Genomic DNA, 25,452 nt, shown 5'->3' with positions numbered 1-25,452 from the left:
AAAATAAAAATTGTGCGGATTTTATCGAAAATAGTCTTAGAGAAAATCTAAATTTTAGGAATACTATTTGCTTGTATTGGAGTAAAAATCCATAAGTTTTAGAGGTGATAAATGTTTTCTTTTCTTGAAATAGATAAAAGTAATTTAACCAATTTATCTAAAGATAAGAATAAATCTTCCATAGAAGAGGAATCGCAAGAGGAAGTAGCTTTTTCAAAAATTTTTAATGATTTGATAGAAGATAAAGAAGCAGTTAAGAAAAAAGGTAAAAACCTAGAAAAAAAAGCAATTAATCTATTGCTTAAAGAAAAGAATATTGCAGATGTAGATAAGGAAGAGATTAAAGAAGAACCAATCATAGAAACAAAAGAAGGAAACATTGCTTTTAAAAAAGAGTATAAAAAGATTATTAAAACAACTAAAGAATCCTTAGAAATAGCAATAGAAGACAAGCCTACAAAAAAGGCACATTCTTTAGAGACTTTAAGGTCTGTTCCACAAAATGCTAAAGAATTATTACAAATGGCAAAAGAAGCAAAATCTCCTAAGACAATAAAAGATGTTCTTCAAAAAGCAAATGATTTAAACCTTAATGTGAAAAAAATAAATTTTCAAGAGGAGTTACAAAAGACTAATAAAGCTTCATTACAAGAGATTTTTGAAAAGCCTAAAAGCAAAGATGTTAAGGGGTTAAAACGTGAAAAAATATCCACTTCTGATAAGGTGTTAAGCAATCTCTTACAAGATAAAAAAATCTTAGAAAATGGGAAAAAGGTAGAAAAATCTCTTTTACCAAAGCAAGAGAAAATTAAAGAAACTCCTACTTTAGGAAAAGAGCTAAAAAATCCTAAAAACACCCAAGCAGTAAAAGAAGAAGTTAAAATAGTAGAAAACCCCAAAAAAGAGGCACAACATATAATCCAAGAGAAAATCATTCCTACTTTAGTTACCAAGGAAGAAAAAAAAGAGGTATTAAGAGATTCTAAAGCCTCCTTAAACCCAAAAGAGCCTATGAGTGAGAATCTCTTACAAGATAAAAAAATCTTAGAAAATGGGAAAAAGGTAGAAAAATCTCTTTTACCAAAGCAAGAGAAAATTAAAGAAACTCCTACTTTAGGAAAAGAGCTAAAAAATCCTAAAAACACCCAAGCAGTAAAAGAAGAAGTTAAAATAGTAGAAAACCCCAAAAAAGAGGCAAAACATATAATCCAAGAGAAAATCATTCCTACTTTAGTTACCAAGGAAGAAAAAAAAGAGGTATTAAGAGATTCTAAAGCCTCCTTAAACCCAAAAGAGCCTATGAGTGAGACTCCTAAAAATTCTAATTTTATTTTAGAATCCCCTCTTAAAACAGCTACTAAACCAATAAAAGAAAGTTTAAATAAGCAAGAGAGACTAAAAACTTCCTTGAAAGAAGAGAAAAATCCTTATTCTTCTATAAAAAAAGAAAGAAAAACTATAAAAGAAGATAAAGCAATAGATAAACCTTACCAAAAACAACATTTTGCTTTGCAAGAAGAGAAGCAAAATATCCAAAATATCATTAAAGAGGAAATGCAAACTAAAGAGGGAGCGCAGCAAAATTTTTTGGATAATCTCTTAAAAATGCAACATTCACTCAAAAGCTCTTTAACCCAAGAGACTAAAGAAGCAAGTCTTACACAAAAAGAAATCAAAGAAAAAAGTCATCAAGAAGTTTATCAAAGTGCGATACAAAGTCAAAATACAGAACGTTTTAGTGTTCAAAATACCTTTGCACACTTCAGTGATAAGCTTAAAGAGGCTTTACAAAATTATCGCCCACCAGTTACTAAAATTTCTTTAGAATTAGACCCTCAAAATTTAGGCAATGTGGAGCTTACTATTACAAAAAGGGGGGATAATATCCATATCCAAATTGGTTCTAATCAACAAGCCTTACAGCTTTTTATGCAAAATGCACAAGATTTTAAAAACCAATTAAGTAGCTTAGGGTTTAATGAAGTGCAAATGGATTTTAAAGATACAGGTGGAAATAGCTTAGGAGGAGGATTTAGTGATTCCAATGGAGGAAGTTCTCAACAAAATTCTCATCAAAACTCTCAAAATAATCAAAAGAGGAATGAAAATGGCTTGTATGTTTATCAACAAGCCGATGATTCTTATAGAGAGATTTCTTATATGGATTTGAGCTTTTCCTATGATGCTTAAGGAGTAAAAATGACTACAACTAACACAACTAACACAACTGCAACAAATAATACAAATACAGCAACTAATACAAACAATAGCACTTTTCCCGGAGATTCTCCTATTCCTAGCAAAGATAAACCCACAGGAGGGAATTCTTTAAATAATGAAGCCTTTATGCGACTTTTTTTAGAGCAACTTAAAAACCAAGACCCAACAGCTCCTATGGAGACGCAAGAAATTTTGACACAAACTGCACAATTAACACAAGTGGAAGCACAAGAAAAGATGAAAACTGCGATGGAAAAAATGACAACTGCTATGGAGAGTATGCAAAAAACCAATGAAAAAACTATTGAAGCCCAAGAAAAGCTTATCCAAACACAAGATAATATGCTTAAAACTATGCAGACTTTAGCAGGTAGTATCACAGATGGAAATATTTTAAATGGTTATAGTGCGGTAGATGTGATTGGTAAAATTGCTGAAACAGGATATTCTGCTATTACGCTTTCTAATAATGATAAGGTAAATTTTTCACTCTATTTTGACAAGCCCATTGATGCCTCTAAAGGAGACCCAAAGGTTACTATTACGACTAAAGTTAAAGATAAAGATGGTAAAGATACTACACAAATTGTTAAAGAAATCAGCCTTAAAGAATACGATGGAAAAAGTGGGTATATTGAATTTGAATGGGATACAAGAGATGATGGCGGTAGTTTTGTGAAAGCAGGAGAGTATAATATTAGTGCCGAATATAACCTTGATTCTAAGACTAATAAATATTTAACTACCGAGATGGGAAGAGGAGAGGTTCAAAGTATTGTTTATGATAAAGGTGTGCCTTATATTAAATTAGGTGATCATTTTATTATGCCAATCACTTCAGCGCAAACTTTCTATCCTAAAAAATAAAGAAGGATTTGACTATGGTGGGATCTCTTTATAGTGGAATAAGTGGTATTAAAACTCATCAATTTGGGATTGATGTTACTTCTAATAATATTGCCAATGTTAATACAACGGGTTTTAGGGCAAATTCGCCAGAATTTAGTAGTCTTTTTGCAAGTAGCCTTAATTATGTGAATTCCAATTCTCCTATTAATAATGACTATAACTATGGAGTAAAAATTGCTTCTAATGCTATTAATGCTAATGATGGAAGTTATGTAAAATCTGATGGGGAATTTAATGTGGCTTATTCAGGAAGGGGTTGGTTTGTTGTTGGGACTAATAAAAATGGTTCTTTTGATGTCGGGAATCCTGTAACGGCTATGGGACAAAATTATTTCACACGAGATGGATCTTTTAGTCTTGATGGTGAGGGATATTTGGTAAATTCTTCGGGTTATTATATGTATGGGATTAATCTTAAAAAAATCGCAGCAGATGGAACGCTTATGGCTACTAATGATCTAGAGCAAGACTATGCCAAGCTTGGAGGTTCAACCTTAGAGCCAATACAAATACCTAAAGAATTATATTATCGACCGACTTTAACTAGTGAAATAGGTTTGGCGATTAATCTAAATCGCACCCAAAATGGTAAGCCTATTAATATTTTGCAAGATGAAAAAGGGGATTTTGATAAAGAAAAATTTCTTAATCAAGATATAAATACCTTTATGGATTCTAAAGGCACTCCTTTAGATGCACAAAATTTCAAAGATATTACCTTTAGCATTACCCAAAATAAACAAACTAAAAGCTATACTTTTACTTATGGTAAAGAGGGTGAAAATAGTTTTACTACTATACAAGAATTAAGTGAATTAATCAAAAAAAATACCGGTTTAGATCTTGGAATAAAACTAGATAATAAGGGACTTCCAACAGATAGCTCTCTGTATCTTGGCAATAATACGATGCAAAATATTACTTTAGGTATTAGTGGTAAATTGGCTGATAAATTGGGCTTAAAAGCAGTCAATCAAAAATTAGATTCTATTTTTGAAACGCGTATTAAAGAATTTGATGCCGCTACTGATTATGCAGAGGGTGATTATGTTAAATACAAAGGATTGGTTTTTCAAAAAAATGGTGATGGCACCACAGCTAATAATCCTCTTAATGATGCTAATTCTTGGAAGCTAATAGATACAAGTAGGGTGGAGACTTATAGCCAAAATCAAACTTATCAAGAGGGAGATTTAGTTGCTTTTGAGGGAAAAATTTACCAAAGAGAACCTAATAATAACCCACAAGTTGGTAATCCTCTTGATGATACCAATTCTTGGAAAGAAATTGCTGATTCTGTCATAGGTGAAGTTGCTACTTATCAAGAAGGAACAAATTATGAGGAAAATAGTATTGTTGCTTTAAATGGATTGCTTTATCAAAAGGTTAATGAGGCAGGAGATACCAACCCACTAGAAGATAATATAGGGTGGAAGATTGTTGCTGTAAATTCCGTGAGTAGCACACAATTACAAGTCCCAACCTATGAGAGTAATACAGAAGTTTATGATGAATCAGGAAAAAAATTTATCTTAAAAAATCAATATATCCTTATAGAGCAAGGAGACCAAAGTATCACTCCACCAATTAATGAGCGTTGGGAGGTAAGGAGTGCGATTTATGATGCTACGGGTAAAACACTCCTTAGCGACACTCCTGTTATTAATGAGATAAGTTTCAATCCAGATGGGAGCTTAGAAGCACCTGTTTTTCAAGTTCCTTTTGGGAATGGAAATATTAGTGTGGATTTAACAAAAAGCCAAGATGGCAAAGTTTCGAGTAATTTTGCTTATGCTGATTCTAGTGTGAAATCCACTACGCAAGATGGTGCTCCTGAAGGCATATTAAAAGAGATTGTTATTAATGATCAAGGGATTATTTTAGCGAATTTTACAAATAATAAGTTTGAAGCTTTAGGAAGATTTGGCATTGCAGCCTTTGTTAATGATCAAGGATTAAGCAAGGTGGGCGGGAATCTTTTGGAGATGAATATTCGTCTAAGAAATGGGGAAGTTTCCATAGTGAGCGGACCCCCTCTTTTGGCGTGGGAAGATAAGGGATATGCAGCTTTAAAATACGGAAGAATCTTAGATCATATGTTAGAAACAAGCAATGTTGATACAGGGACAGCCTTAACGGATTTAATCATTTATCAAAGGGGCTACCAAATGAGTGCAAAATCTATAACTACTGCAGACCAGCTTATGCAAGAGGCTATTCAACTAAAACGCAATTAATAGTAATAAAGTTAAAGGAAATAGCTTTTGGTGGTTTATTTATAAGTGCAAATGCTATTAAAACTATAAAGCCTTTAAAACTATAAAACTTCCTCTTGGGCATAGATTTATACTTAGGATTCTTAGTTTTATAGCAAGTTATTGTAGTCTTGGAGATTGTATCTTGCAATTTTGGTAATTTGCAAGGGCTTTTTGGATTTGAAGTTTTATGAAGAATTTAAAGAAGAGTTCTTTAAATTCTATTTTACAAGGAGTTCTAAATTATTTAAAAATTTGCGCTTAGAGAAAGCCAATATCTTCTTCCTTCTTCTACGCGGTTATAAGTGTTATACCAAGTTCCATCAGATTCTACAAAGTCTTTTGTAAAGTCTTTATTGAGTAGATTGTAAATCCCTGCATTTAAATGCCAATCTTTATTAATCTCATAGCCTAAACCTAAAGAGAGTAAGAAGATGTTTTTATAATACCGATTGACATTGTTGTATTCGCTAGGATCTCTGTATCTATTCCCTTGCCATTCTGCTTTAAGGTAAGGAGTGGCTTTTAGGATTCTATAAGTGGCTTTTCCCATAAAATTATGCTTTAATGAACCGCTTTCTGGCTTACCTATGGCATTTATTGTGCTTGAATCTTTGACTTCATTGTCTGTGTAGGTGTAGGCAAAGTCAAAGCTAAGATGTTTAGCAGGAGTGATTCCAGCTGCTAATTCTATCCCTTTATAATCGACTTCTCCGTGATTAATGGCTTGAAAGCAACGATCTGCAGAGCAAATTCCAATACTTGGGACATTTTGATCTTTATTGAATCTTGTAGTAGAGATTTTATCTTTAAACTTTGTAAAATATCCTGTTAGACTTAGATAATAGTTTTCTTGATTATAGATAGCAGAGGCTTCGTAGTTAATAGAGGTTTCTTCTTTTAAATTAGGGTTTCCATAAATAGGGTATTTACCTTGTCCTCCATAGTTATATTCTCCCGCTATTAAACGATTGGCATAAGGGGCTTTAAATCCTGTTGCTACACCACCTTTGAGTGTTAAAGCATTATTAGGATTAAAAACCAAATAAGCCCTTGGAGAGAAGTTACTACCAAAAATTTCGTGATAATTGTATCTTCCTCCTAAGGTTAAGTTTAAATTCTCTAAAATCGAAAATTCATTTTCAGCAAAAGCCGCTAAAAGGTATTGATCAAAGCTTGTTGGATTAGCAATCTTATCGTGCATTTTTTCTAATTTGTATTCTCCTCCAAGGCTTAAAATGTTTTTCTCTCCTATGGGAATAACGGCTTTGGTATCTATAATAATATCTTCTGCTTTAATATCTCTGTTTTGTCCTAAATGTTTCTGTGTGGCTTGTCCTACAACCTCTCTTCCATCATTGGTAACACGATTATATTGGATTCCTGAATCAAGATTAAAATTGCTATAAGTTCCTTGATGGGTGAGATAAGTTACGATTTTATCAACATTCATTTGAGTGGTATATCCACCTGTTAAACCACCTCCATTCATAGGGGTTGTCAAAGTCCCAAGTTGAGCATTTTTATTGTTATAAGAGTTTTTAGAATAATCTATATCAAAAGCTATGGTATCTTCTGGTGTAGGGAGATAAGTAAGTTTGGCTCCGGCATTAAAGTTATTGGCTCTTGTTGGGCTTTGTGCTTGGGTTGCTGGAACGATGTTTCCGGTAGAGTTGGTGTATGTTACATTAGAACTCTCCCGATGAAATTGTCGGTAACGCAAGGCTAATCCTAAGTTTTCTGCTAAGGGACCATTTCCATAGAGACTTACAGAATAACTATTCCCCCATTTTGAATCATTGTGAAAGAGGGCATCACTTTGGACATTTAATCCCCACTCTTTGCTGACTTTTTTTGTAATGATATTGACAACTCCACCTAAAGCCTCTGAACCATAAAGGGTACTCATAGGACCTTTTATAATCTCTATCCTTTCAATGGCAGAGAGAGGAGGCAAAAAAGCATTCGCAATTTCACTAAAGCCATTTGGTCCAACCTCTCCACCAACCCCTTGACGCCTACCATCGACCAACACAAGAGTGTATCCTGTAATCCCTCGCATAGTGATATTATAACTTCCTGTTTTTCCTTTAGAAGCAAACAAATCTACCCCGGGAATATCTGCAATAGCTTCAGTTACATCACGATAGGGCTTAGTAGATAATTCTTCTTTAGAGATAACATTAATAGTAGCAGGAGCATCTTTTACATCTTGTAAGAATCCCGAAGCACTAACAACAGAAGTATCTAAAACATACTTTGAAGAAGCTATTCCTACTTGTGATAGTAATAGAGAACTTAATGTGATTTTAAGATAACCATTTTTTAACATATCTTTTCCTTGTCTTGTTGTATTGTATTTAGCTCTTAGCTCTTAGTATATTATCAGAAATCTTCTTATTTTTTTATTATAATAATTATTTTTATTTTTTAAATAGAGAATTCTAAATCCTCAATAAATTTTTAGGCTTTTTAGGATTGTGGGGTTATAGTGAGAGTGAGTTATAAGAATGTTTTAAAGTGACATTAAGGCACAGATTGTAATGCTTGTATTTCTTCATCATTTAATAATCTTGACTCTAAAACAAACATTTCTCCACTTCCATATTCCAAAGAATACTCACTACCATAACCTTCTTTTGCGTTTATAATGAGTTGTGAATGTTTATAATATTCTAAATGGCTTTTTGGGATATAAAATGATACTCCACCTATCTCTCCCAAAAGCTCATCACCAGCTCCGACTTTAAAATCTTTTTTTTGATAGCAATTAGGAACAGAGCCATCGCAGCAGCCACCACTTAAATGAAAAAGTAACTCGCCATATTCATCTTTAAGTTTTTGAATAAGCTCTAATGCCTTTTGAGTAGCAATCACTTGCTTAACCATATCCATCCTTATAATATCGCACTATTTTGGGCTTCAAGCCCAAAATTATTGTCCAATGTCCAAAACCATTCTTCCATCAATTTGTCCTTTTCGCATTTTATCAAAGACTTCATTGACATTTTCTAGTTTTGTTGCAGTAACATGGGCTTTAACACGACCTGTTTGTGCGAAGTTAATGGCTTCTTGTAAGTCGAGTCTTGTTCCAACAATAGAGCCTCTTACTGTGATTCCATTTAAAATCATATTGAAGATGCTAATAGGGAATTCTCCTGGAGGAAGACCATTCATAGCAACAGTTCCTCCTCTTCTTGCAATAGCAACAGCTTGTTCAAAGGCTTTTGGGGAAACTGCAGTAACTAGCACACCATGAGTTCCTCCATCTGTTGCATTGCGTATTTTTTCAATAACATTTTCAGTTTTTGCATTAGCGACAATTTCAGCTCCATATTTTTTGGCTAATTCAAGTTTGTCATCAGCAACATCAACAGCGGCAATACGCAATCCCATTGCTTTAGCATACTGCACCGCAACATGTCCTAATCCACCAATTCCCGAAATGGTTACCCACTCACCGGGTCGTGCTTCAGTCATTTTAAGCCCTTTATAAACGGTTACACCCGCACAAAGAATGGGGGCAATATTGACTAAGTCTTGATGGCTTAAATTTTTATCTAGCACACCTACATAATCTGCAGCACCTACAGCATATTCTGCAAAACCTCCATTGACAGAATATCCTCCATTTTGCTGACTTTCACAAAGTGTTTCCCATCCTCCAAAACAATGCTCACAATGTCCGCAAGCACTGTAAAGCCAAGGGATACCAACAACATCACCTACTTTTAGGTGTGTTACACCTTCTCCTAATTCAACAATTCTCCCAACACCTTCATGTCCAGGGATAAGGTTTGCCTTAGGCTTAACTGGCCAATCACCATCGCAAGCGTGTAAATCGGTATGACAAACACCGCAAGCTTCGATTTTGACTAAAACCTCACCTTTTTGAGGTCTTGGAACTGGGACTTCTTCGATTACAAGTGGCTTACCATATTCTTTTGAAACAGCAGCCTTCATAGTTTTTGGAATACTAGACATAAATGCTCCTTTAATTTTTTTAAGAGTTTATAAAAACTCTATCATCCCAATTTTGTCGCTACAAAAAGCGACAAATCTCAAAAATTATTTAGAATTGTAGAATTTTCACTTCCTCCAAGAAGCGTTCATACGACACTTCTTGAAGGAGCAAGCTCCTAGAAAAACCCTAATTTATTAATAGAATAGCTCACCAAAATATTTTTAGTTTGCTGGTAATGCTCTAGCATCATTTTATGGGTTTCTCTACCAATTCCTGATTGTTTATAACCACCAAAGGCTGCGTGTGCAGGATAGGCGTGATAACAATTTGTCCAAACTCGCCCTGCTTGAATCCCACGTCCAAATCTATAAGCTCTATTCATATCGCGTGTCCAAACACCGCTTCCCAAGCCATAAATCGTATCATTAGCAATCTCTAAAGCCTCTCTTTCGTCTTTAAAAGTTGTTACTGCTAACACAGGTCCAAAGATTTCCTCTTGGAAGATTCGCATTTTGTTATGTCCTTTAAAGATAGTTGGTTTGATGTAGCAACCATTTGCCAACTCTCCACCAAGCTGATTTCTCTCGCCACCAATAAGACATTGTGCGCCTTCTTCTTTCCCTACTTTTATATAGTTTAAGATAGTTTCTACCTGCTTTTCATCCACTTGAGCGCCCATCATTGTATTTGGATCTAAAGGATTGCCCACTTTGATGGCTTCAACGCGTTTAAGAACCTTTTCCATAAACTTATCATAAATTTTTTCATGGATTAAAGCTCTGCTTGGGCAAGTGCAAACTTCTCCCTGGTTGAAAGCAAAAAGAACAAGCCCTTCAATGGCTTTATCTAGGTATTCATCTTCATGTGCCATAACATCTTCAAAGAAAATATTAGGCGATTTACCTCCAAGCTCTAAAGTGCAAGGAATAATGTTTTCTGTGGCAAATTGCATAATCTGTCGTCCAACACTTGTAGAGCCTGTAAAAGCTACTTTTGCGATTCTTGGGTTTGTCGCGAGTGTTTTTCCAATTTTTCCTCCACTTCCATTAACGATATTTACTACCCCTGCAGGAAGTAAATCACCAATAATGTCAAAAAGTACTAAAATACTTGCTGGAGTAGGGCTTGCAGGTTTTATAACAATGCAATTTCCCGCTGCTAATGCAGGAGCAAGTTTCCAAGCTGCCATCAAAATAGGAAAATTCCAAGGAATGATTTGTCCAACTACCCCTAGAGGCTCGTGAAAATGGTAAGCGACTGTATCAGCATCAAGCTCACTAATGCTTCCTTCTTGAGCGCGCAAACAACCAGCAAAATAGCGGAAGTGATCAGCACTCAAAGGAATATCGGCATTTAGGGTTTCGCGGATAGGCTTTCCATTATCCCAAGTTTCTGCATAAGCAATAAGCTCAAGATTTTCTTCGATTCTATCTGCGATTTTTAGCAGGATTTTAGATCGCTCTTGAGGGCTTGTATTTCCCCATTTGTCCTTTGCTCTATGAGCTGCATCAAGGGCAACCTCTATATCTTGCTCACTTGATAGAGGGACTTTGCACAAAACCTCTCCTGAAATAGGAGTTCTATTTTCAACATATTTTCCATCAACTGGAGCCACCCATTTACCACCAATGTAGTTTTCATATTGCTGTTTAAACACATTTGAAATTTTTGTATATTTGCTCAACTTATCTCCTTTTTATTCAAATATTTATTGAAAATCTTTTTAATAATATTGATTTTCATCTACTAATGTATCCTACAATCTATTTTTTTATTTTTAAAATGTTGCAATAAAGTAACATATTAATTTAAATGTTACTTTTAGAAACTTATAGAAATATTTGCTTCAATGGGTGAGAATATTTCCATATCAAGAAATAGGGCATTAACTAGTTGATTCTAATTAAGAATCTTTGCGGTCATTGGGGGGGGGGGAGTTGATTGGAGATAATGTTAAATATTCTTAAGTTATATGTAAATTGAAAGAGAGAATTTCTTTTCTAAGCTCTATTAAGGTTTATCTTAATTTTAGCATTTAAAAAGATAGTTTTATTTTTAATGAGAATTGCAGAAAATTTCGATTCGTTTAATGCCTTCTTCAATGCTTTTCAAATCTGTCGCAAAAGAAAATCTAAAATATCCATCCATACCAAATCCAATACCCGGAACTACTGCAACCCCAACTTTCTCTAGTAAGGATTTGCAAAAATGCATCGAATCATATTCAACTTTTGAGCAATTAACAAAGAGATAGAATGCACCATCTGGTGTATTGACATTCAATCCTTTAATGGTATTAATTTTTTCACAAGCAAAATCTCTTCTCTCTTGGAAAGCCAAGCGCATTTTTTTGATTGCTTCATCTGCCCTTCCGTCAAGTCCAGCTATGGAAGCTTTTTGTGTGATAGAGCAGATATTAGAAGTTGATTGGCTTTGGAGATTGTCAATGAGTTTGCATAGTTTTTTATCTTTGCACGCCAAATAACCCATACGCCAACCCGTCATAGCAACAGATTTGCTTAACCCATTAATGGTAATAGTTCTCTCCAGCATATCAGAGCTAATACTTGCAGTAGAGGTAAAGTTGCCGTGATAAATAAGTTTTTCATAGATTTCATCACTAATAACCCAAATATTCGTTCCTTTTAATACTTCAGCAAGTGCTTGTAGTTCTTCTTTGGAATAGAGCATCCCAGTAGGATTTGAAGGGGTTGTTAAAATAAGTATTTTGGTTTTAGGAGTGATAGAATCTTTTAATTGTTGGGGAGTGATTTTAAAATTATTTTCTTGTGTGGTTTGCAAAAAGACATTGGTTCCTAAGCTATAAGATACAAGTTCTGGATAAGTAACCCAATAAGGAGTGGGAATAAGGACTTCATCACCTTTTTGGATAAGTGCTGCGATGACATTAAAAAGAGAATGTTTTGCTCCATTGCTTACAATAATCTCTTTTGTCGTGTAGTCTAAATTATTCTCTCTTTTTAATTTATCACTAATAGCTTGTAGTAATTCTGGAATCCCAGAAACAGCTGTATATTTCGTAAAACCTGCCTGAATGGCTTTTATGGCTTCATCTTTAATGGCTTGTGGAGTATCAAAATCAGGTTCTCCAGCAGAAAATGAGAGAATATCTTTACCCTGTGCTTTTAAGTCTCTAGCTAATGTGCTAATTGCAATCGTAATAGATTCTGAGAGATTATTGATTCTATCTGAATACATAATTAATGAATCCTCCTTAATCATTATATATCTTTGTGTATGCGTGGCAAGTATAACCTTATTTTCCTTTACAAAATTTGAAAATATGATAATTATGCCATTATTTTATTATATTTAGTTAAATACACTTATTAATCTTTAGTTTATTAGACTAAGATTAAATGAATTTTTTTACTAAGGTTATTGACAAAAGATTTTTTTTGAAGTATAATCGCACTCGTTTTTATCAAATATTATTTATGGAGGTAATCCTTATGAATTTTAAACCACTTGGAGAAAGAGTCTTGGTAGAAAGACTTGAAGAAGATACTAAAACTGCTTCTGGAATAATCATTCCTGATAATGCTAAAGAAAAGCCTTTGATGGGTATTGTAAAAGCAGTTGGAAGCGAAGTAAAAGATGTAAAGACAAATGACAAAATTGTATTTGGTAAATATTCTGGAACAGAAGTTAAACTTGATGGCGTAGAATATTTAATCTTAAAATTAGAAGATGTTTTGGGCGTAATCGCTTAATTTATTAAAGTTTATAAAAGGAATTTAAAATGGCAAGTAAAGAAATTAATTTTTCAGATAGCGCAAGAAATAGATTATTTGAAGGTGTTAAGCAATTAAGTGATGCAGTAAAAGTTACTATGGGACCTAGAGGAAGAAATGTTTTAATTCAAAAAAGTTTTGGTGCGCCAAGTATCACAAAAGATGGTGTTTCAGTGGCAAAAGAGATAGAGTTAGCAGATCCTATTGCAAATATGGGTGCTCAACTTGTTAAAGAAGTTGCTAGTAAAACAGCCGATGCAGCAGGTGATGGGACAACAACTGCTACGGTTTTGGCTTATAGCATTTTTAAAGAAGGTTTAAGAAATATTACAGCAGGAGCGAATCCTATCGAAGTAAAAAGAGGTATGGATAAAGCTGCAGAAGCCATTACAGAAGAACTTAAAAAAATCACAAAACCCGTAGCTGGTAAAAAAGAAATTGCTCAAGTTGCGTCAATCTCTGCAAACTCTGATGTAAAAGTCGGGGATTTGATCGCTGAAGCTATGGAAAAAGTAGGAAAAGACGGGGTTATAACCGTCGAAGAGGCAAAAGGTATCAATGATGAGTTGAGTGTGGTTGAGGGTATGCAGTTTGATAGAGGTTATCTAAGCCCTTATTTTGTAACCAATAGTGATAAAATGGAAGCAGAGTTAGAGCATCCTTATATCCTCTTAACCGATAAAAAAATCACTTCTATGAAAGATATTTTGCCACTCTTAGAATCTACAATGAAAAGTGGTAAGCCTTTATTAATCATCGCTGAAGATATTGAGGGTGAGGCTTTAACAACTTTGGTTGTCAATAAATTAAGAGGTGTTTTAAATGTCGCTGCTGTCAAGGCTCCCGGATTTGGTGATAGAAGAAAGGAAATGCTAAAAGACATTGCAACTTTAACAGGCGGAGAAGTTATTAGCGAAGAGCTTGGCAAAACTTTAGAAAATGCTACTATTGAGGATTTAGGACAAGCTTCAAGAATCGTTATTGACAAAGACAATACAACTATCGTTGATGGAGCAGGGGATAAAGCTGCAGTAACTGCTAGAATAGCACAGATTAAAACACAAATTGAATCAACAACTAGTGATTATGACAAAGAAAAACTCCAAGAGCGATTGGCAAAACTTAGCGGTGGTGTGGCAGTTATCAAAGTAGGTGCTGCTAGTGAAGTAGAAATGAAAGAGAAAAAAGATAGAGTAGATGATGCACTCTCTGCAACTAAAGCTGCGGTAGAAGAGGGGATTATCATCGGTGGTGGAGCGGCTTTAATCCGTGCAGCTGCAAAGGTTAATCTCAATCTTGAAGGTGATGAAAAAATAGGTTATGAGATTATTAAACGAGCAATTTCTGCCCCTATTAAACAAATTGCTGCAAATGCTGGGTTTGATGATGGTGTGGTTGTGAATAATGTAGAAAAAGATTCAAATATTAATAATGGATTTGATGCTTCAAGTGGAAAATATGTTGATATGTTTGAAGCTGGGATTATCGATCCTCTTAAAGTAGCTAGAATCGCCTTACAAAATGCAGTTTCAGTATCTAGCTTACTGCTTACCACAGAAGCAACAGTTCATGAGATTAAAGAAGACAAACCTGCTATGCCCGATATGAGTGGTATGGGTGGAATGGGAGGTATGGGTGGAATGATGTAAATCCCCCTACCTTTTCTTGAAATCTTTTTAAATTTTGCAAGAAGTTTCTAGCTTCTTGTGCTTTCTACTATATTTTAAATCTAATTTAAAAAAATATCCATCATCACAAGAATCCTAAATACTCTTAACAATCTATAACTTGGCAGTCTATAAGTTTTTACAAAGGGATATAAATAATGATTATATAAGTGAGGTTTTAATTTTGTAAATGACTAGGGGGCTTGGCATAAAGCCTTTTGCCATTGCAAGAGTAAGGTTGAGGACAAAAGTGCTTTATTTATCCTTAGATGAGGCTATAAAAGTGTGCTAATTATGCCTTTGCCTCAAAAATAAGGTTTTTATTAGAGGAAACTTCTTCTACAAATTCTTGAATTTTATCGCTTAGATGTTTGTCGATAACACTAGAATCAACATTTTGTTGTTTTAATCGTTCTACCTCTCCTGCGAAATATTGTCGCACTATTTCTTGCTCTTGTGGTGAGAGTGAGCTTAAGTCTCCGCTTCGTTTGATTTTTGCTAAGATTTTCGCTGCTTCCTCTAAAGCTGATATATCGAGTTTATTTTTCTTTTTTGTTTTTATTCCCTCATTGATTGCTTTGTTGGAATTGTCTATCATTTTGGCTAAAGGATTTTCTTGAGATTTTAAAATATTTTTAAGTGTCTCCGCTAAGCTACCCCGAGTTACCTCAATATGTTCTTTCACACTTATTTCGCCATCTAAGTTTTGGTCTTGAGTGATGAAATTATCGAGTAAATCCTCTATGGTGCGCACATTGGTATTGTCTGCCTTTGAGTTTGTAGAGACAGAATGCACCACCATCCCCTTATTTAAAATACCTTTTTCTAATATCTCAAATTCATAGCCGTCTTTTATTAGCTCTCTTTCTGATTCGGAGAATTTCCCATCCTTGTCTAAATCCGCTTTTTGTGCCTCTACATCTCCAGTGGTAATGTGTGTATACCAACCACTCACATAGGATTCTGCCTTACCGCTTAAACGTATTAGCCCATCTTCTCTAGTAAAAAAATTTTTTTTATCAAATTTTTCTTGCAATCGATCTAAATTCTCCTTAGAGAGGAGTGCGCTAATTCTATCGCCACTTGTAGGATCATTAAAAAGCACGAGTTTATAATTAGAATCTTGCCCTACTAGCCTTGCTTTTATAGATTTTTTAATGTTTTGTAGTTTTGTCTGTGAATCTTGCTCTGCCTCCCCTTGTAGAGAGGATTGTGAGCGATTATTAGCGGATAGATAGAGTTTTTTGGATACGATATGATCTGCACCACCTATAGCCATCTTCTCTCCTTTAAATTATATTTTTTCATGCTAATAAACAAATATATCTCTCTATTTTCGTAAGAATTCTCTTTCTAAAGTTTTTAAAAATGTTTTAAACTTTGAGATGAGAAAATCCTAAAATAATAAGCCTCATTTATTTAAGTGAAGCTTAATTGAGGGTAATATTTCTTGTTATGCAATAGGGGGTTGTTACAATATTGAGTATTTTTGAAAATTATAAAGTTTTTAAGAATGTTTTAATGAATCCTTTTTGAAACTTTTTAACTCTCTATCTATCCTCCTATCCTCCGTGTTTAATCTTTATTTGAATAATCCCTTATTAGCCATAGGGCTTAATATATGGATAATTTAAGAATTATACAGAGTTTTGCAAAGTTTTATTAAGAAAATAAAATTTATCTAAAAATATTCTAAATTAAGTGCATTTGGTGTAGAATTCACAACTTAAGTTAAGATTTATATTTAAAAAGGAATTTTATGCAAGATGCGAAGAGTTTGTGGGATTTAACCTCACTTTTTAGTGATAGAGATTCTTTAAAGATTGCGATTAAAAAAAGTATAGGAAATACAAAACAATTCGAACAAAAATATAAGGATAAACTGAATACTTTAAGCCCCAAAGAGTTTTTTTTACTTTTAGAAAGTTATGAAAATAATTGTGAAGATCTTGCTAGAATAATGACTTATGCTTTTTTATCCTTTGCTGCTAATACTAAGGAGGGAGCATTTTATGCAGAATGTGAAATGGAGGTGAATAAAGCTCAAGAATCTTTGCTCTTTTTTGAGGTGGAGTTCAATACACTTCCAAAAACATTGCAAGAGCAGTTTATCCAACAAGGTGGAAAATATAGTTATTTTTTGGATCTTTTATCTAAAAATGCTAAACACCAACTAACCTTGCCTGAAGAAAAAGTTTTACTAAAAACGCAACCCGTTGGAGTAGAAGCTTTTAAAAGGCTGTTTGATGAACATTTTAGTCGTATAAAGTTTAAGTTTGATGAACAAGAATTAACCGAAGAGGAAATTTTAAGTTTTTTATATGATAAAAATAGAGAAATGAGAAAAAAAGCCGCAGAATCCTTGAGTTTAGAATTAAAGAATAGTATAGAATTTTTGGCATACATTTATAATGTGGTAAGAAAAGATTTAAAGATACAAAGTGAGCTTAGAGGATATGAGAGCTTAGAGGAATTTCGCCATATTAGTAATCAAACAACGCAAACAAGTGTGGATTTAATGGTGCAAACCATTAATGAAAATGTAAAGATTGTTGAGGAGTATTACAAAATAAAGAAAAAGCTTTTAAATTATGATAGGCTTTATGATTATGATAGATACGCACCTTTGGCTGTGGGTAAGAATGAAGCTTTTAATTACGAAGATTCTAAGAGAGTGGTTTTAGAGGCTTTTCAAGGTTTTTCTACTAGATTTTATGAGATTGCTAAAAAGGCTTTTGAAGAGGGTTGGATTGATTCGCATCCTAGAGATAATAAACGAGGAGGGGCTTTTAGTCACGGTGCGGTTACCAAAGCTCATCCTTATTTATTGCTAAATCATACCAACCAAAGAAGAGATGTTTTTACAATGGCTCACGAATTAGGTCATACTATTCATCAAAATCTTTCTTATGGTGTAGGGTATTTAAACTCTGACACACCTTTAACCACTGCCGAAACTGCTTCGGTATTTGCTGAAATGCTTTTGTTTGAAAAAATGAAAGATTCTTTAAGTAAGGAAGAGAAAATCTCTCTTTATGCAGGCAAGTTGGAGGATATTTTTGCGACACTTTTTAGGCAAAATGTTTTTACGAATTTTGAGCGGAAGATTCATTTGCAAGAGGGTGAGTTGTCTGTAGAAGAGATTAATAAAATATGGCAAGATGAAAATCAAAAAATGTTTGGAGATAGTGTAGTTTTAAGTGAAAATTATGCCCTGTGGTGGTCTTATATTCCTCATTTTATTCATACGCCTTTTTATTGTTATGCTTATAGTTATGGACAACTTTTGGTGATGGCACTTTTTGGCGTATATCGCAAAGAGGGTAAAAGTTTTGTCCCTAAATATGAGAAATTTTTGAGTCTTGGAGGTAGCCAATCACCTAAAGAACTTGTCTCTATTTTTGGACTTGATATTGAAGATAAAGATTTTTGGAAAATTGGTATTAATGAAGTTAGAATATTACTAGAAGAGTTAAAAAGGATTTTATAAGGAGAGAGGGTGGTGAAAGTTTTGCTAAGCGATAAAAGGTTTTTTTCTTTATTGAAAAGGTATTGCTATGAAATAATAAAAGTTCTTATGGATAAACGAATGAATTTTTCTATTGTTTGCAATGTTGCTTGTGTGAAATTTGAACCTCCATTGCCTAGTCAGATTTATGATACCTTTAGCGATTTAACGGTGTTTATTTTAGCTGGTTATACTTTTGAGAGTTTAGAATTAGAAGAGAATAATTTATATTTTGAAGCAGGGTTTGGTGAGGACAATCTGGGGAGTTTTGTAACAGTGCCTTTGGAGAGCATTGTCCAAATTTTATTACCTGATGATGAAAATTTTCGTTCAGATTTATGCCTTTATATTAATTTGCTTGGAACACTTTTAGAACCTAAAAATGCTAAAAGCAATGAAGAAGAGGGTATTAATAGCTCAATGAAAGCTTTATTGTCAAACCCTGAAAATAGTAAGTTTAAAAAATGAGGAAATTTTGTTATACTAAGAAGCTCGTTTGGGAGGTAGTTTGATGAAAAAAAAGATAGAATTAGAATTATTCCGTTTTGATATACAAACGGATTATTTGCCCTATTACACTAAAATTAATATAGCTATTAATGAATATGCTACTTTGTCTGATTTGTTAGAAATAATTAAAGAAAATGTTTTTGCATACGCTTATGATGCTTATGGGTTTAAAATCAATGAAATTGTTGTTTTTGATTTTGAATTAACCATAGAATCTTTGTGCAAAAAGTTTGGTTTTATTTGGAAAATTGAGCCTTTAAATCCACATTTAGTGATAAAAGATTTAGTGATTAATCCCGAATCTTTTATAAAAAAAATAGAAATTTTAAGAGAATATGGATTTAAGCAAGATGATAAATTTATTCTCTCTTTTTTACCCTATGCTTATGCTACACCCTTAAGTGTTAAAAATAAAGAATATTTAACGGAAGCCTTTTTTGTAATTGCTTATTCTTTATATCAGGAAAATAAAGATAAAGAATTATTGAAGCTTGTGGCAAATTTTGAAACGGGTATTTTTAATGCTCAAAATCTTGAGACTTATCTTTATCCTCAAGATAGTAAAATTGATGACTATATTTGCGAGTTCCAAAAAAATGTTTTGGAAGAATGTTTAGAGGGTGATATACAAAAATTTAAGAATTACCTTACAAAAAATTTATTGAAGGAATAATATGAATTCTTTTGTGATATTGCATAATAACTTTTATCCCACAAGTTCAGAAATTTTGTTGCAAAATTTAAAAAATCTTTTAAAGAAAATTTGCATTAACGATTACCAAATCCAACAACTCCCTTTGGGGAATAAATTTTCTTCCTTAATGGGAGAAAAATTCTATTGCCAAATTTTAAAAACTCTTATGAAGACACAACAAGAAGATAAACAAGTTCTAATCTGTGATAGTCAAAGTCTCTTAGCGATTATAAAGCTTATCAAAAAACTTTATGAAGAGCAGGAATTTAAAGAGAAATTAAGCTATCTTTTAAAAGAAGAAATTGATATTTTAGTTTTAGAGAAGAGTATCAAATTTATCCCAGAAATCATTTTGGAGTCTTTTAGAAAAGATGATAATTTTAGAAGTTGGAAAGGCTTTAAAAGTGCTTTTATTATTGATAGGGAGTTAGAAAATTTTGTTAGAGAAATACAATTTTTGGAGAAACTAGAGAGCCTATTAGGATTAAAAATCCTTCCTTTTTATAAGGAAAGTTATGATTATCTTTTAAAAACCAATCCGACTTTGGCTTATAAAATGGCTTCTGATGATTATTATGAAATGGTTGATTGTGGAATTGATTTTATCATCACTACTAATATTGGAAATTTTGAAATTTTTGATAAGCATTCAAAGATGATTCAAAAAATTGCTGGACGCGATGATTTAGAGATTCCGCTACTATTTTTACCGCAGGTATTTTTAAGCACTTTTAGAGATAGTGATGCTTCTAACTTACTTTTTAAAGAACATAATATTCTTCCAAAGATGCTTTAGTGGTTCATTTACTTAAAGTTATTGTTGCATTTGCTATTGCAGTAATGTGGTATTATCTTACAGGAAATCAAGAGATTGCCATAGCTTTTCTTGTTTTGATGCTTATTATCTCTTTTGTTAGACCTATAGCATACCAAAGCACAACTGAAAGGCAAGAATTTATAGAAAAATTTAGGAAATCCAAAGAGCGTCAGATAAATTTAGAATTAATGAGAAAAGAAGAAAAAAGACGCGCTCAAGAAGAGAAGGGCAAGAAAAAATCCAAAGAAGAAGACTCTGAATAATGGCTCTTATGATTTTACAAACAACTAGTAATTCCAAGAATGCAAGATTACTTATTCGAAAAGTTTTTAAAAAAGGTTTAACTTCTTGTGTGCAACAAGATGTTATTAGGAGTAATTACCTTTGGAAAAATAAAAGAATAAGAGAAAAGGAAATACTTTTAAGCTTTAAAATCAACCAAAAGGATTTCAAAAAGATGAAAAAGTTAATTCTTAAGTGGCATATTTATGAGATTCCAGAGATTATAGGTGTAAGGGTTAATAAAGTTTCAAAGTCTTATCGGAAATGGCATAAAAATACTCTAAAGGTTTGAGTATAAACCTTTAGCTTTTTTGCTCTTTAATGTATTCCATAATGATTGCGTGTGCTTCGTCTTTAAGTTCTAATTTTTTTCGTTTTAGCTCTCTTAGTTCCATATCGCTAAGATGTTCCCTGCCTTCTGTAATATCTTGAATCTTTTGGTCTAAATTATTATGCTCATCAAAGATTCTAGCAAAGTGAGCATTTTCTTGCTTTAAGATACTAATTTGTTCTCTATATTCGTGCAACATAAAAACTCCTAAAAATGATTTAAAAGATTATAGGTAATTTTGGCTTAAAAATTGCAACATTATTGATGAAGTATTCTCTTTAGGAAACCAAAACTTCCTAAGGAATAAATTGCTATAATTCCACAATAAACTTAGAGTTTAATTAGGGAACTTGTATGAATATAACAATCATAGGAACAGGCTATGTAGGACTAGTGAGTGGCACATGCTTTTCTGAAATGGGGAATAAAGTTTATTGTGTTGATATACAAGAGAGCAAAATACAAGACCTAAAATCAGGCAAAATTCCTATTTATGAGCCTGGATTAGAGGATTTGGTAGCAAAGAATTATCGCCATAAGAATTTGTTTTTTACAATCTCTTTGCAGGAGGCATTGAGGGATTGCGAGATAGTATTTATTGCAGTTGGTACGCCTATGGGAGAAGATGGGAGTGCGGATTTACAATATGTTTTAAATGCTGCTAGAGAAATTGGTGAGATTATGCACAAACCTCTAATTATTGTTAATAAATCTACTGCCCCAGTAGGGACAGCACAAAAGATAAAAAGGGTTATTTATGAATCTTTGCAAAAGCGAGGTTTAGAGATTAGTTTTAGCGTCGCTAGTAATCCAGAGTTTTTAAAAGAGGGTGATGCAGTCAATGATTTTTTAAAGCCCGATAGAGTGGTTATTGGGACAGAGGATAAAGCAAGTGAAGAGATATTAAAAGAGCTTTATGCGCCTTTTGGAAGAAATTATGACAAGATTATTACTATGGATATTCAAAGTGCAGAAATGACAAAATATGCAGCTAATGCAATGCTTGCAACAAAGATTAGTTTTATCAATGAGATAGCTAATATTTGTGAGGCAGTAGGCGCAAATGTTAATGATGTCAGGAGAGGTATCGGGAGTGATAAACGGATAGGTTATAGCTTTATTTATGCAGGTTGTGGTTATGGAGGGAGTTGTTTCCCAAAAGATATTAGAGCACTTAGTAAAATCGCATTAGAATCAGGGGTTAATCCAAGAATTATTAATGCAGTAGAACAAGTCAATCAAGAGCAAAGGCAAGTTTTAGCAAAAAAAATCATTCGGTATTTTGGGGAAGATTTAATCGGTAAAAGCTTTGGTATTTGGGGGCTTAGCTTTAAACCAGAAACCGATGATATGCGTGAGGCAGCCTCTGTTGTGTTGATTAATGAGCTAGTAGCAAAGGGTGCTAGGCTTAAGGTTTATGACCCAAAGGCTATGGAAGAAGCAAAATCTTTTTATCTAAAAGGGCTTCCTAATATTATCTATATGCCTAGCAAATACGAAGCTTTAAAAGATTGTGATGCTTTGGTGCTTGTTACGGAATGGAAAGAGTTTAGAAGCCCAGACTTTGATGAAATTAAAGCTTTATTAAAAACCCCTATTATTTTTGATGGTCGTAACCAATATAACTTAAAACGACTCCAAAAAATGGGGTTTATTTATTATCAAATTGGTGTAAAAGAATGCTAAAGTATTTTGTCTATTTAAGTGTCTTATGGTTTGTTGGCTGTGCAACTAGTCCTGTAAATTTTATGAAACTTACTCCTACATCTTTAGAGGAATCTTATATTCAAGCGACGAGAAAAACAGAAATCATCTATCAGGAAAAAACACAAATTATTCTAATAGCTACACACTTAAGTGAATTTGATGAGGAGACTTACCCTAAACAAAAGGGCGAGGTATTTTTTATCAGCGTTTATCAAAGTGAGCGAGAGAGAGGTTTTTTAAAAGAATATAATCTTGTTTTAAATGATGGAGAAAAACCCCTTAAGGTAACACCCTTAAAGGCTAGTGAGCTAAAAGGATTAATGGCAGAATATGCGATACCTTGGGGAGAACATTATTTATTGGAATTCTCCCCTCAAAATAAACGCATTCAAGATAGATTAAGTATTACTATATCCCACAAAAAATTTGGAGAGAATACTCTAAATTTTGGCTTTAAAGCTATTCAAAAGTGATGATGCGATTAGACATAGCCTGTGTTCAAAGAGGATTCTTTGAATCAAGAAACAAAGCGCAAGTGGCTATTAAAAAAGGGCTTATAAGCGTTAATAAAGCCTTAATGCTTAAACCCTCTTTGGAGGTTTCTTTGTGTGATGAAATTACACTTAAAGAAACAAGAAAATTTGTCAGCAGAGCAGGGGAAAAGCTGTTTTATTTTTTTTCAAACCATTTCTTTGATATAGAGGGTTTTACTGCATTAGATATAGGTTCTAGCACGGGAGGATTCACCCAAGTTTTATTGCAACAAGGGGTAAAAGCTGTTTATTGTGTAGATGTCGGCAGCTACCAATTGCATAATACTCTAAAGAATAATCCCAAGATTCAACTTTTTGAGAAGACAGATATTAGAGATTTTGTTGCAATCTCTCCTTTAAGGGTTTATGATATTGTTGTTTGTGATGTTTCTTTTATTTCTATTTTTTCTATTTTTAAAAGTTTTAAAGATTTCATTGGGCGGTGGCTAATTTTACTCTTTAAGCCACAATTTGAAGTAGGCAGAAGCACAAAAAGAAATAAAAAAGGTGTAGTAATAGAAAAAGAAGTTATCCAACAATCCCTTAAGGCTATGTTGGAATTTCTAAAAGATAATGGTTTAGAAATACGCATTTGTGAAAAATCTATTATCAAGGGAAGGGAGGGGAATGAAGAGTTTTTTATCGCTTGTGAAAGAGCCTAAAGAAGCTTCAAAAATTACTAATATTGCTTTGGGGAAATTTGATGGTATGCATATTGCACATCTTGAACTCTTTAAGGCTTTAGATGAGGGTGGGGCTATTTTATGTATTGAATCTAATGTCGGAGAGTTGCTCCCTAAAAAATATCGGCAATTCTTCGCACCCTATCCACTCTATCACCTCTCCTTGGATTTGGTTAAAAAAAAGAGTGCTAGAGAGTTTTTAAAGCTCTTATCAAGTATTTTGCCAAACCTTCAACATATTGTTGTGGGCTATGATTTTCGATTTGGCAAGGATAGGGCTTATTACCCCTTTGATATTAAAAAGCATTTTTCAGGTAAGCTTACGATTATTAATGAAGTCTTTTATAAAAAGCTCTCTGTGCATAGTGGTTTAATCAAGGAATTATTATTAAATGGAAACATTAAACAAGCCAATAGGCTTTTAGGTAGGCTTTTTGAGATTAGGGGAGAGATTATTAGAGGGCAAGGATTAGGGCAGAAGAAACTTGTTGCAACGATTAATTTAGAAAATGATGGATTTTTGCTTCCACAAGAGGGAGTGTATGCGGGTTATGTGCAATTAGGCAAACAAAGCCATACGAGCTTGAAATATCCAGCAGTGATTTTTCTAGGTAACCGCGTAAGCACTGATAAAACCTTTGCGATTGAAGGACATTTATTGAATCAAAATATAGAGATTGCAGGAAAAGAAGCAGGATTTTATTTTTATAAAAAAATCCGTGATAATGAGTATTTTAATACCTTAGAGCTTTTAAAGGAGCAAATTAAGCAAGATATACAAAAAGCTTGTAAAATCCTAAAATTAGAGCAACAATATGGATAAAATTTTCACACAATCACCACAAAAACAATTTGAATTTGACGAAAAGGTTGCAGGGGTTTTTGATGATATGCTAAGTCGCTCTATCCCTTATTATAAAGAGGTTTTATCTCTAAGTGCGGACTTTGCTTTGCGTTTTTTAAAAGAGGATTCTACATTGCTAGACTTAGGCACTTCCACAGGGGCTATGCTACTTGAGATTGCATCAAAAGCCGATTTTAAACTTAATCTTATTGGAATAGATAATTCACCCTCTATGCTAAACCTTGCAAAGAGCAAATTAGAGGCTTATGGAATAGAAGCAAAGCTTATTTGTGGAGATATTTTAAAAGAGGATTTTCCTCTATGTGATGCCATTATTGCAAATTACACCTTGCAATTTATCCGCCCTTTGCACAGAGAAAAACTCATCCAAAAGATTTATCACTCTTTAAAACCTGAAGGGTTTTTTATTTTTTCAGAAAAGGTTATCTGCGAAGATAAGCGATTAGATTTTGCAATGATTGATTATTATTTGCAAAACAAAAAGAAGCAAGGTTATAGCGAGTTTGAAATCACCAAAAAAAGAGAGGCTTTGGAGAATGTCCTTGTTCCTTATAGTGAGAGAGAAAATAAAAAAATGCTAAGAGATTCTGGCTTTAAAACCATAGAAACCCTTTTTAAATGGGTAAATTTCGCCACTTTTATTGCCATAAAAGAATAGTAAATTAACTTTTACTTAGCTGGACTACAAAATTCCCTCCCATCCTTTTATAAATCTTAATTTATATTTTACTTAATTTTTTGTAAAGTTTGGA

22 protein-coding genes and 1 pseudogene are annotated in these 25,452 nt (G+C 33.3%); 16 read left to right on the top strand and 7 right to left on the bottom strand.

Translation table 11 applies throughout. From position 1 onward, the window contains the following. Positions 1-111 precede the first annotated feature (111 nt). From C6H18_RS08150 to C6H18_RS08140, 3 genes are read left to right on the top strand one after another with little or no spacing between them, the layout of a single operon-like run. Positions 112-2,190 (top strand): flagellar hook-length control protein FliK, encoded by a 2,079-nt coding sequence (locus C6H18_RS08150; RefSeq protein ID WP_104722610.1) that lies wholly within the window; start codon positions 112-114, stop codon positions 2,188-2,190. Positions 2,191-2,199: 9 nt separating this feature from the next. After that, complete coding sequence (gene flgD, locus C6H18_RS08145; RefSeq protein WP_104722609.1) at positions 2,200-3,087, top strand: flagellar hook assembly protein FlgD; 888 nt, start codon at positions 2,200-2,202, stop codon at positions 3,085-3,087. Between the two features lie 14 nt (positions 3,088-3,101). Continuing rightward, positions 3,102-5,366: a flagellar hook-basal body complex protein gene (locus C6H18_RS08140; RefSeq protein WP_104722608.1), complete on the top strand. Its 2,265-nt coding sequence runs from the start codon at positions 3,102-3,104 to the stop codon at positions 5,364-5,366. A gap of 265 nt (positions 5,367-5,631) precedes the next feature. Here C6H18_RS08140 and cfrA read toward each other — a convergent pair whose 3' ends face one another. The 5 genes from cfrA to C6H18_RS08115 form a co-directional block, all read right to left on the bottom strand. Continuing rightward, positions 5,632-7,716 carry a TonB-dependent ferric enterobactin receptor CfrA gene (gene cfrA, locus C6H18_RS08135; protein ID WP_104722607.1) on the bottom strand — a complete coding sequence of 695 codons (2,085 nt, stop codon included), beginning with the start codon at positions 7,714-7,716 and terminating at the stop codon, positions 5,632-5,634. A 194-nt stretch (positions 7,717-7,910) separates the two neighbouring features. Further along, positions 7,911-8,273: a DUF779 domain-containing protein gene (locus C6H18_RS08130; protein WP_104722606.1), complete on the bottom strand. Its 363-nt coding sequence runs from the start codon at positions 8,271-8,273 to the stop codon at positions 7,911-7,913. Positions 8,274-8,318: 45 nt separating this feature from the next. Beyond that, positions 8,319-9,368 (bottom strand): alcohol dehydrogenase AdhP, encoded by a 1,050-nt coding sequence (gene adhP, locus C6H18_RS08125; protein WP_199770178.1) that lies wholly within the window; start codon positions 9,366-9,368, stop codon positions 8,319-8,321. 155 nt (positions 9,369-9,523) lie between these two features. After that, positions 9,524-11,032 carry an acetaldehyde dehydrogenase ExaC gene (exaC, locus tag C6H18_RS08120; RefSeq protein ID WP_104722605.1) on the bottom strand — a complete coding sequence of 503 codons (1,509 nt, stop codon included), beginning with the start codon at positions 11,030-11,032 and terminating at the stop codon, positions 9,524-9,526. A 371-nt stretch (positions 11,033-11,403) separates the two neighbouring features. Further along, the gene (locus C6H18_RS08115) at positions 11,404-12,567 is read right to left on the bottom strand and encodes a pyridoxal phosphate-dependent aminotransferase (RefSeq protein ID WP_104722604.1); all 1,164 of its coding nucleotides are present in this window, start codon (positions 12,565-12,567) and stop codon (positions 11,404-11,406) included. Between the two features lie 254 nt (positions 12,568-12,821). Between C6H18_RS08115 and groES the strand changes: the two are divergent. After that, positions 12,822-13,079, top strand: a pseudogene (groES, locus tag C6H18_RS08110) (co-chaperone GroES); the annotation flags it as partial. A 32-nt stretch (positions 13,080-13,111) separates the two neighbouring features. Further along, positions 13,112-14,752 (top strand): chaperonin GroEL, encoded by a 1,641-nt coding sequence (gene groL / locus C6H18_RS08105; protein ID WP_104722603.1) that lies wholly within the window; start codon positions 13,112-13,114, stop codon positions 14,750-14,752. Between the two features lie 310 nt (positions 14,753-15,062). Here the strand turns inward: groL and C6H18_RS08100 are convergent, their stop codons facing one another. After that, complete coding sequence (locus C6H18_RS08100) at positions 15,063-16,049, bottom strand: hypothetical protein (RefSeq protein ID WP_104722602.1); 987 nt, start codon at positions 16,047-16,049, stop codon at positions 15,063-15,065. A 480-nt stretch (positions 16,050-16,529) separates the two neighbouring features. Between C6H18_RS08100 and C6H18_RS08095 the strand changes: the two genes are divergently transcribed. Genes C6H18_RS08095 through cutA form a run of 6 tightly spaced genes read left to right on the top strand, consistent with a single transcriptional unit; the run spans position 16,530 to position 20,873 of the window. Continuing rightward, positions 16,530-18,260 carry a M3 family oligoendopeptidase gene (locus C6H18_RS08095; protein WP_104722601.1) on the top strand — a complete coding sequence of 577 codons (1,731 nt, stop codon included), beginning with the start codon at positions 16,530-16,532 and terminating at the stop codon, positions 18,258-18,260. Between the two features lie 12 nt (positions 18,261-18,272). Then, a complete protein-coding gene (locus C6H18_RS08090; protein ID WP_199770176.1) occupies positions 18,273-18,746 on the top strand; it encodes a hypothetical protein in 474 nt (157 codons plus the stop codon). A gap of 43 nt (positions 18,747-18,789) precedes the next feature. Further along, the gene (locus tag C6H18_RS08085; protein ID WP_104722599.1) at positions 18,790-19,461 is read left to right on the top strand and encodes a DUF5644 domain-containing protein; all 672 of its coding nucleotides are present in this window, start codon (positions 18,790-18,792) and stop codon (positions 19,459-19,461) included. A gap of 1 nt (position 19,462) precedes the next feature. Next, positions 19,463-20,278, top strand: a complete 816-nt coding sequence (locus C6H18_RS08080; protein ID WP_104722598.1) for an HdrB C-terminal domain-containing protein — start codon at positions 19,463-19,465, stop codon at positions 20,276-20,278. Next, positions 20,278-20,562, top strand: coding sequence for a hypothetical protein (locus C6H18_RS08075; RefSeq protein WP_104722597.1), 285 nt, complete (start codon positions 20,278-20,280; stop codon positions 20,560-20,562). Before C6H18_RS08080 ends, C6H18_RS08075 begins: the two co-directional genes overlap by 1 nt. After that, positions 20,562-20,873 (top strand): divalent cation tolerance protein CutA, encoded by a 312-nt coding sequence (gene cutA / locus C6H18_RS08070; protein WP_104722596.1) that lies wholly within the window; start codon positions 20,562-20,564, stop codon positions 20,871-20,873. Before C6H18_RS08075 ends, cutA begins: the two co-directional genes overlap by 1 nt. 10 nt (positions 20,874-20,883) lie before the next feature. Here cutA and C6H18_RS08065 read toward each other — a convergent pair whose 3' ends face one another. After that, complete coding sequence (locus C6H18_RS08065) at positions 20,884-21,111, bottom strand: YdcH family protein (RefSeq protein WP_104722595.1); 228 nt, start codon at positions 21,109-21,111, stop codon at positions 20,884-20,886. Between the two features lie 155 nt (positions 21,112-21,266). On the opposite strand from C6H18_RS08065, the gene C6H18_RS08060 reads away from it, so the two are divergent. From C6H18_RS08060 to cmoA, 5 genes are read left to right on the top strand one after another with little or no spacing between them, the layout of a single operon-like run. Next, positions 21,267-22,598, top strand: coding sequence for a UDP-glucose dehydrogenase family protein (locus C6H18_RS08060; protein WP_104722594.1), 1,332 nt, complete (start codon positions 21,267-21,269; stop codon positions 22,596-22,598). After that, the gene (locus C6H18_RS08055) at positions 22,592-23,092 is read left to right on the top strand and encodes a hypothetical protein (RefSeq protein ID WP_104722593.1); all 501 of its coding nucleotides are present in this window, start codon (positions 22,592-22,594) and stop codon (positions 23,090-23,092) included. Before C6H18_RS08060 ends, C6H18_RS08055 begins: the two co-directional genes overlap by 7 nt. After that, the gene (gene tlyA, locus C6H18_RS08050) at positions 23,092-23,814 is read left to right on the top strand and encodes a 23S rRNA (cytidine-2'-O)-methyltransferase TlyA (RefSeq protein ID WP_233704106.1); all 723 of its coding nucleotides are present in this window, start codon (positions 23,092-23,094) and stop codon (positions 23,812-23,814) included. The genes C6H18_RS08055 and tlyA overlap by 1 nt, the downstream gene beginning before the upstream one ends. Further along, the gene (locus C6H18_RS08045) at positions 23,780-24,658 is read left to right on the top strand and encodes a bifunctional riboflavin kinase/FAD synthetase (protein ID WP_104722591.1); all 879 of its coding nucleotides are present in this window, start codon (positions 23,780-23,782) and stop codon (positions 24,656-24,658) included. Before tlyA ends, C6H18_RS08045 begins: the two co-directional genes overlap by 35 nt. Next, a complete protein-coding gene (gene cmoA / locus C6H18_RS08040) occupies positions 24,651-25,358 on the top strand; it encodes a carboxy-S-adenosyl-L-methionine synthase CmoA (RefSeq protein WP_104722590.1) in 708 nt (235 codons plus the stop codon). The genes C6H18_RS08045 and cmoA overlap by 8 nt, the downstream gene beginning before the upstream one ends. Positions 25,359-25,452: the final 94 nt, after the last annotated feature.

It is taken from the genome of Helicobacter mesocricetorum (genome assembly GCF_900198605.1).
Taxonomy (GTDB): Bacteria; Campylobacterota; Campylobacteria; order Campylobacterales; family Helicobacteraceae; genus Helicobacter_D; species Helicobacter_D mesocricetorum.
Note: the sequence above shows the minus strand (reverse complement) of the source record. Positions and strands in the feature narration are given on the sequence as shown.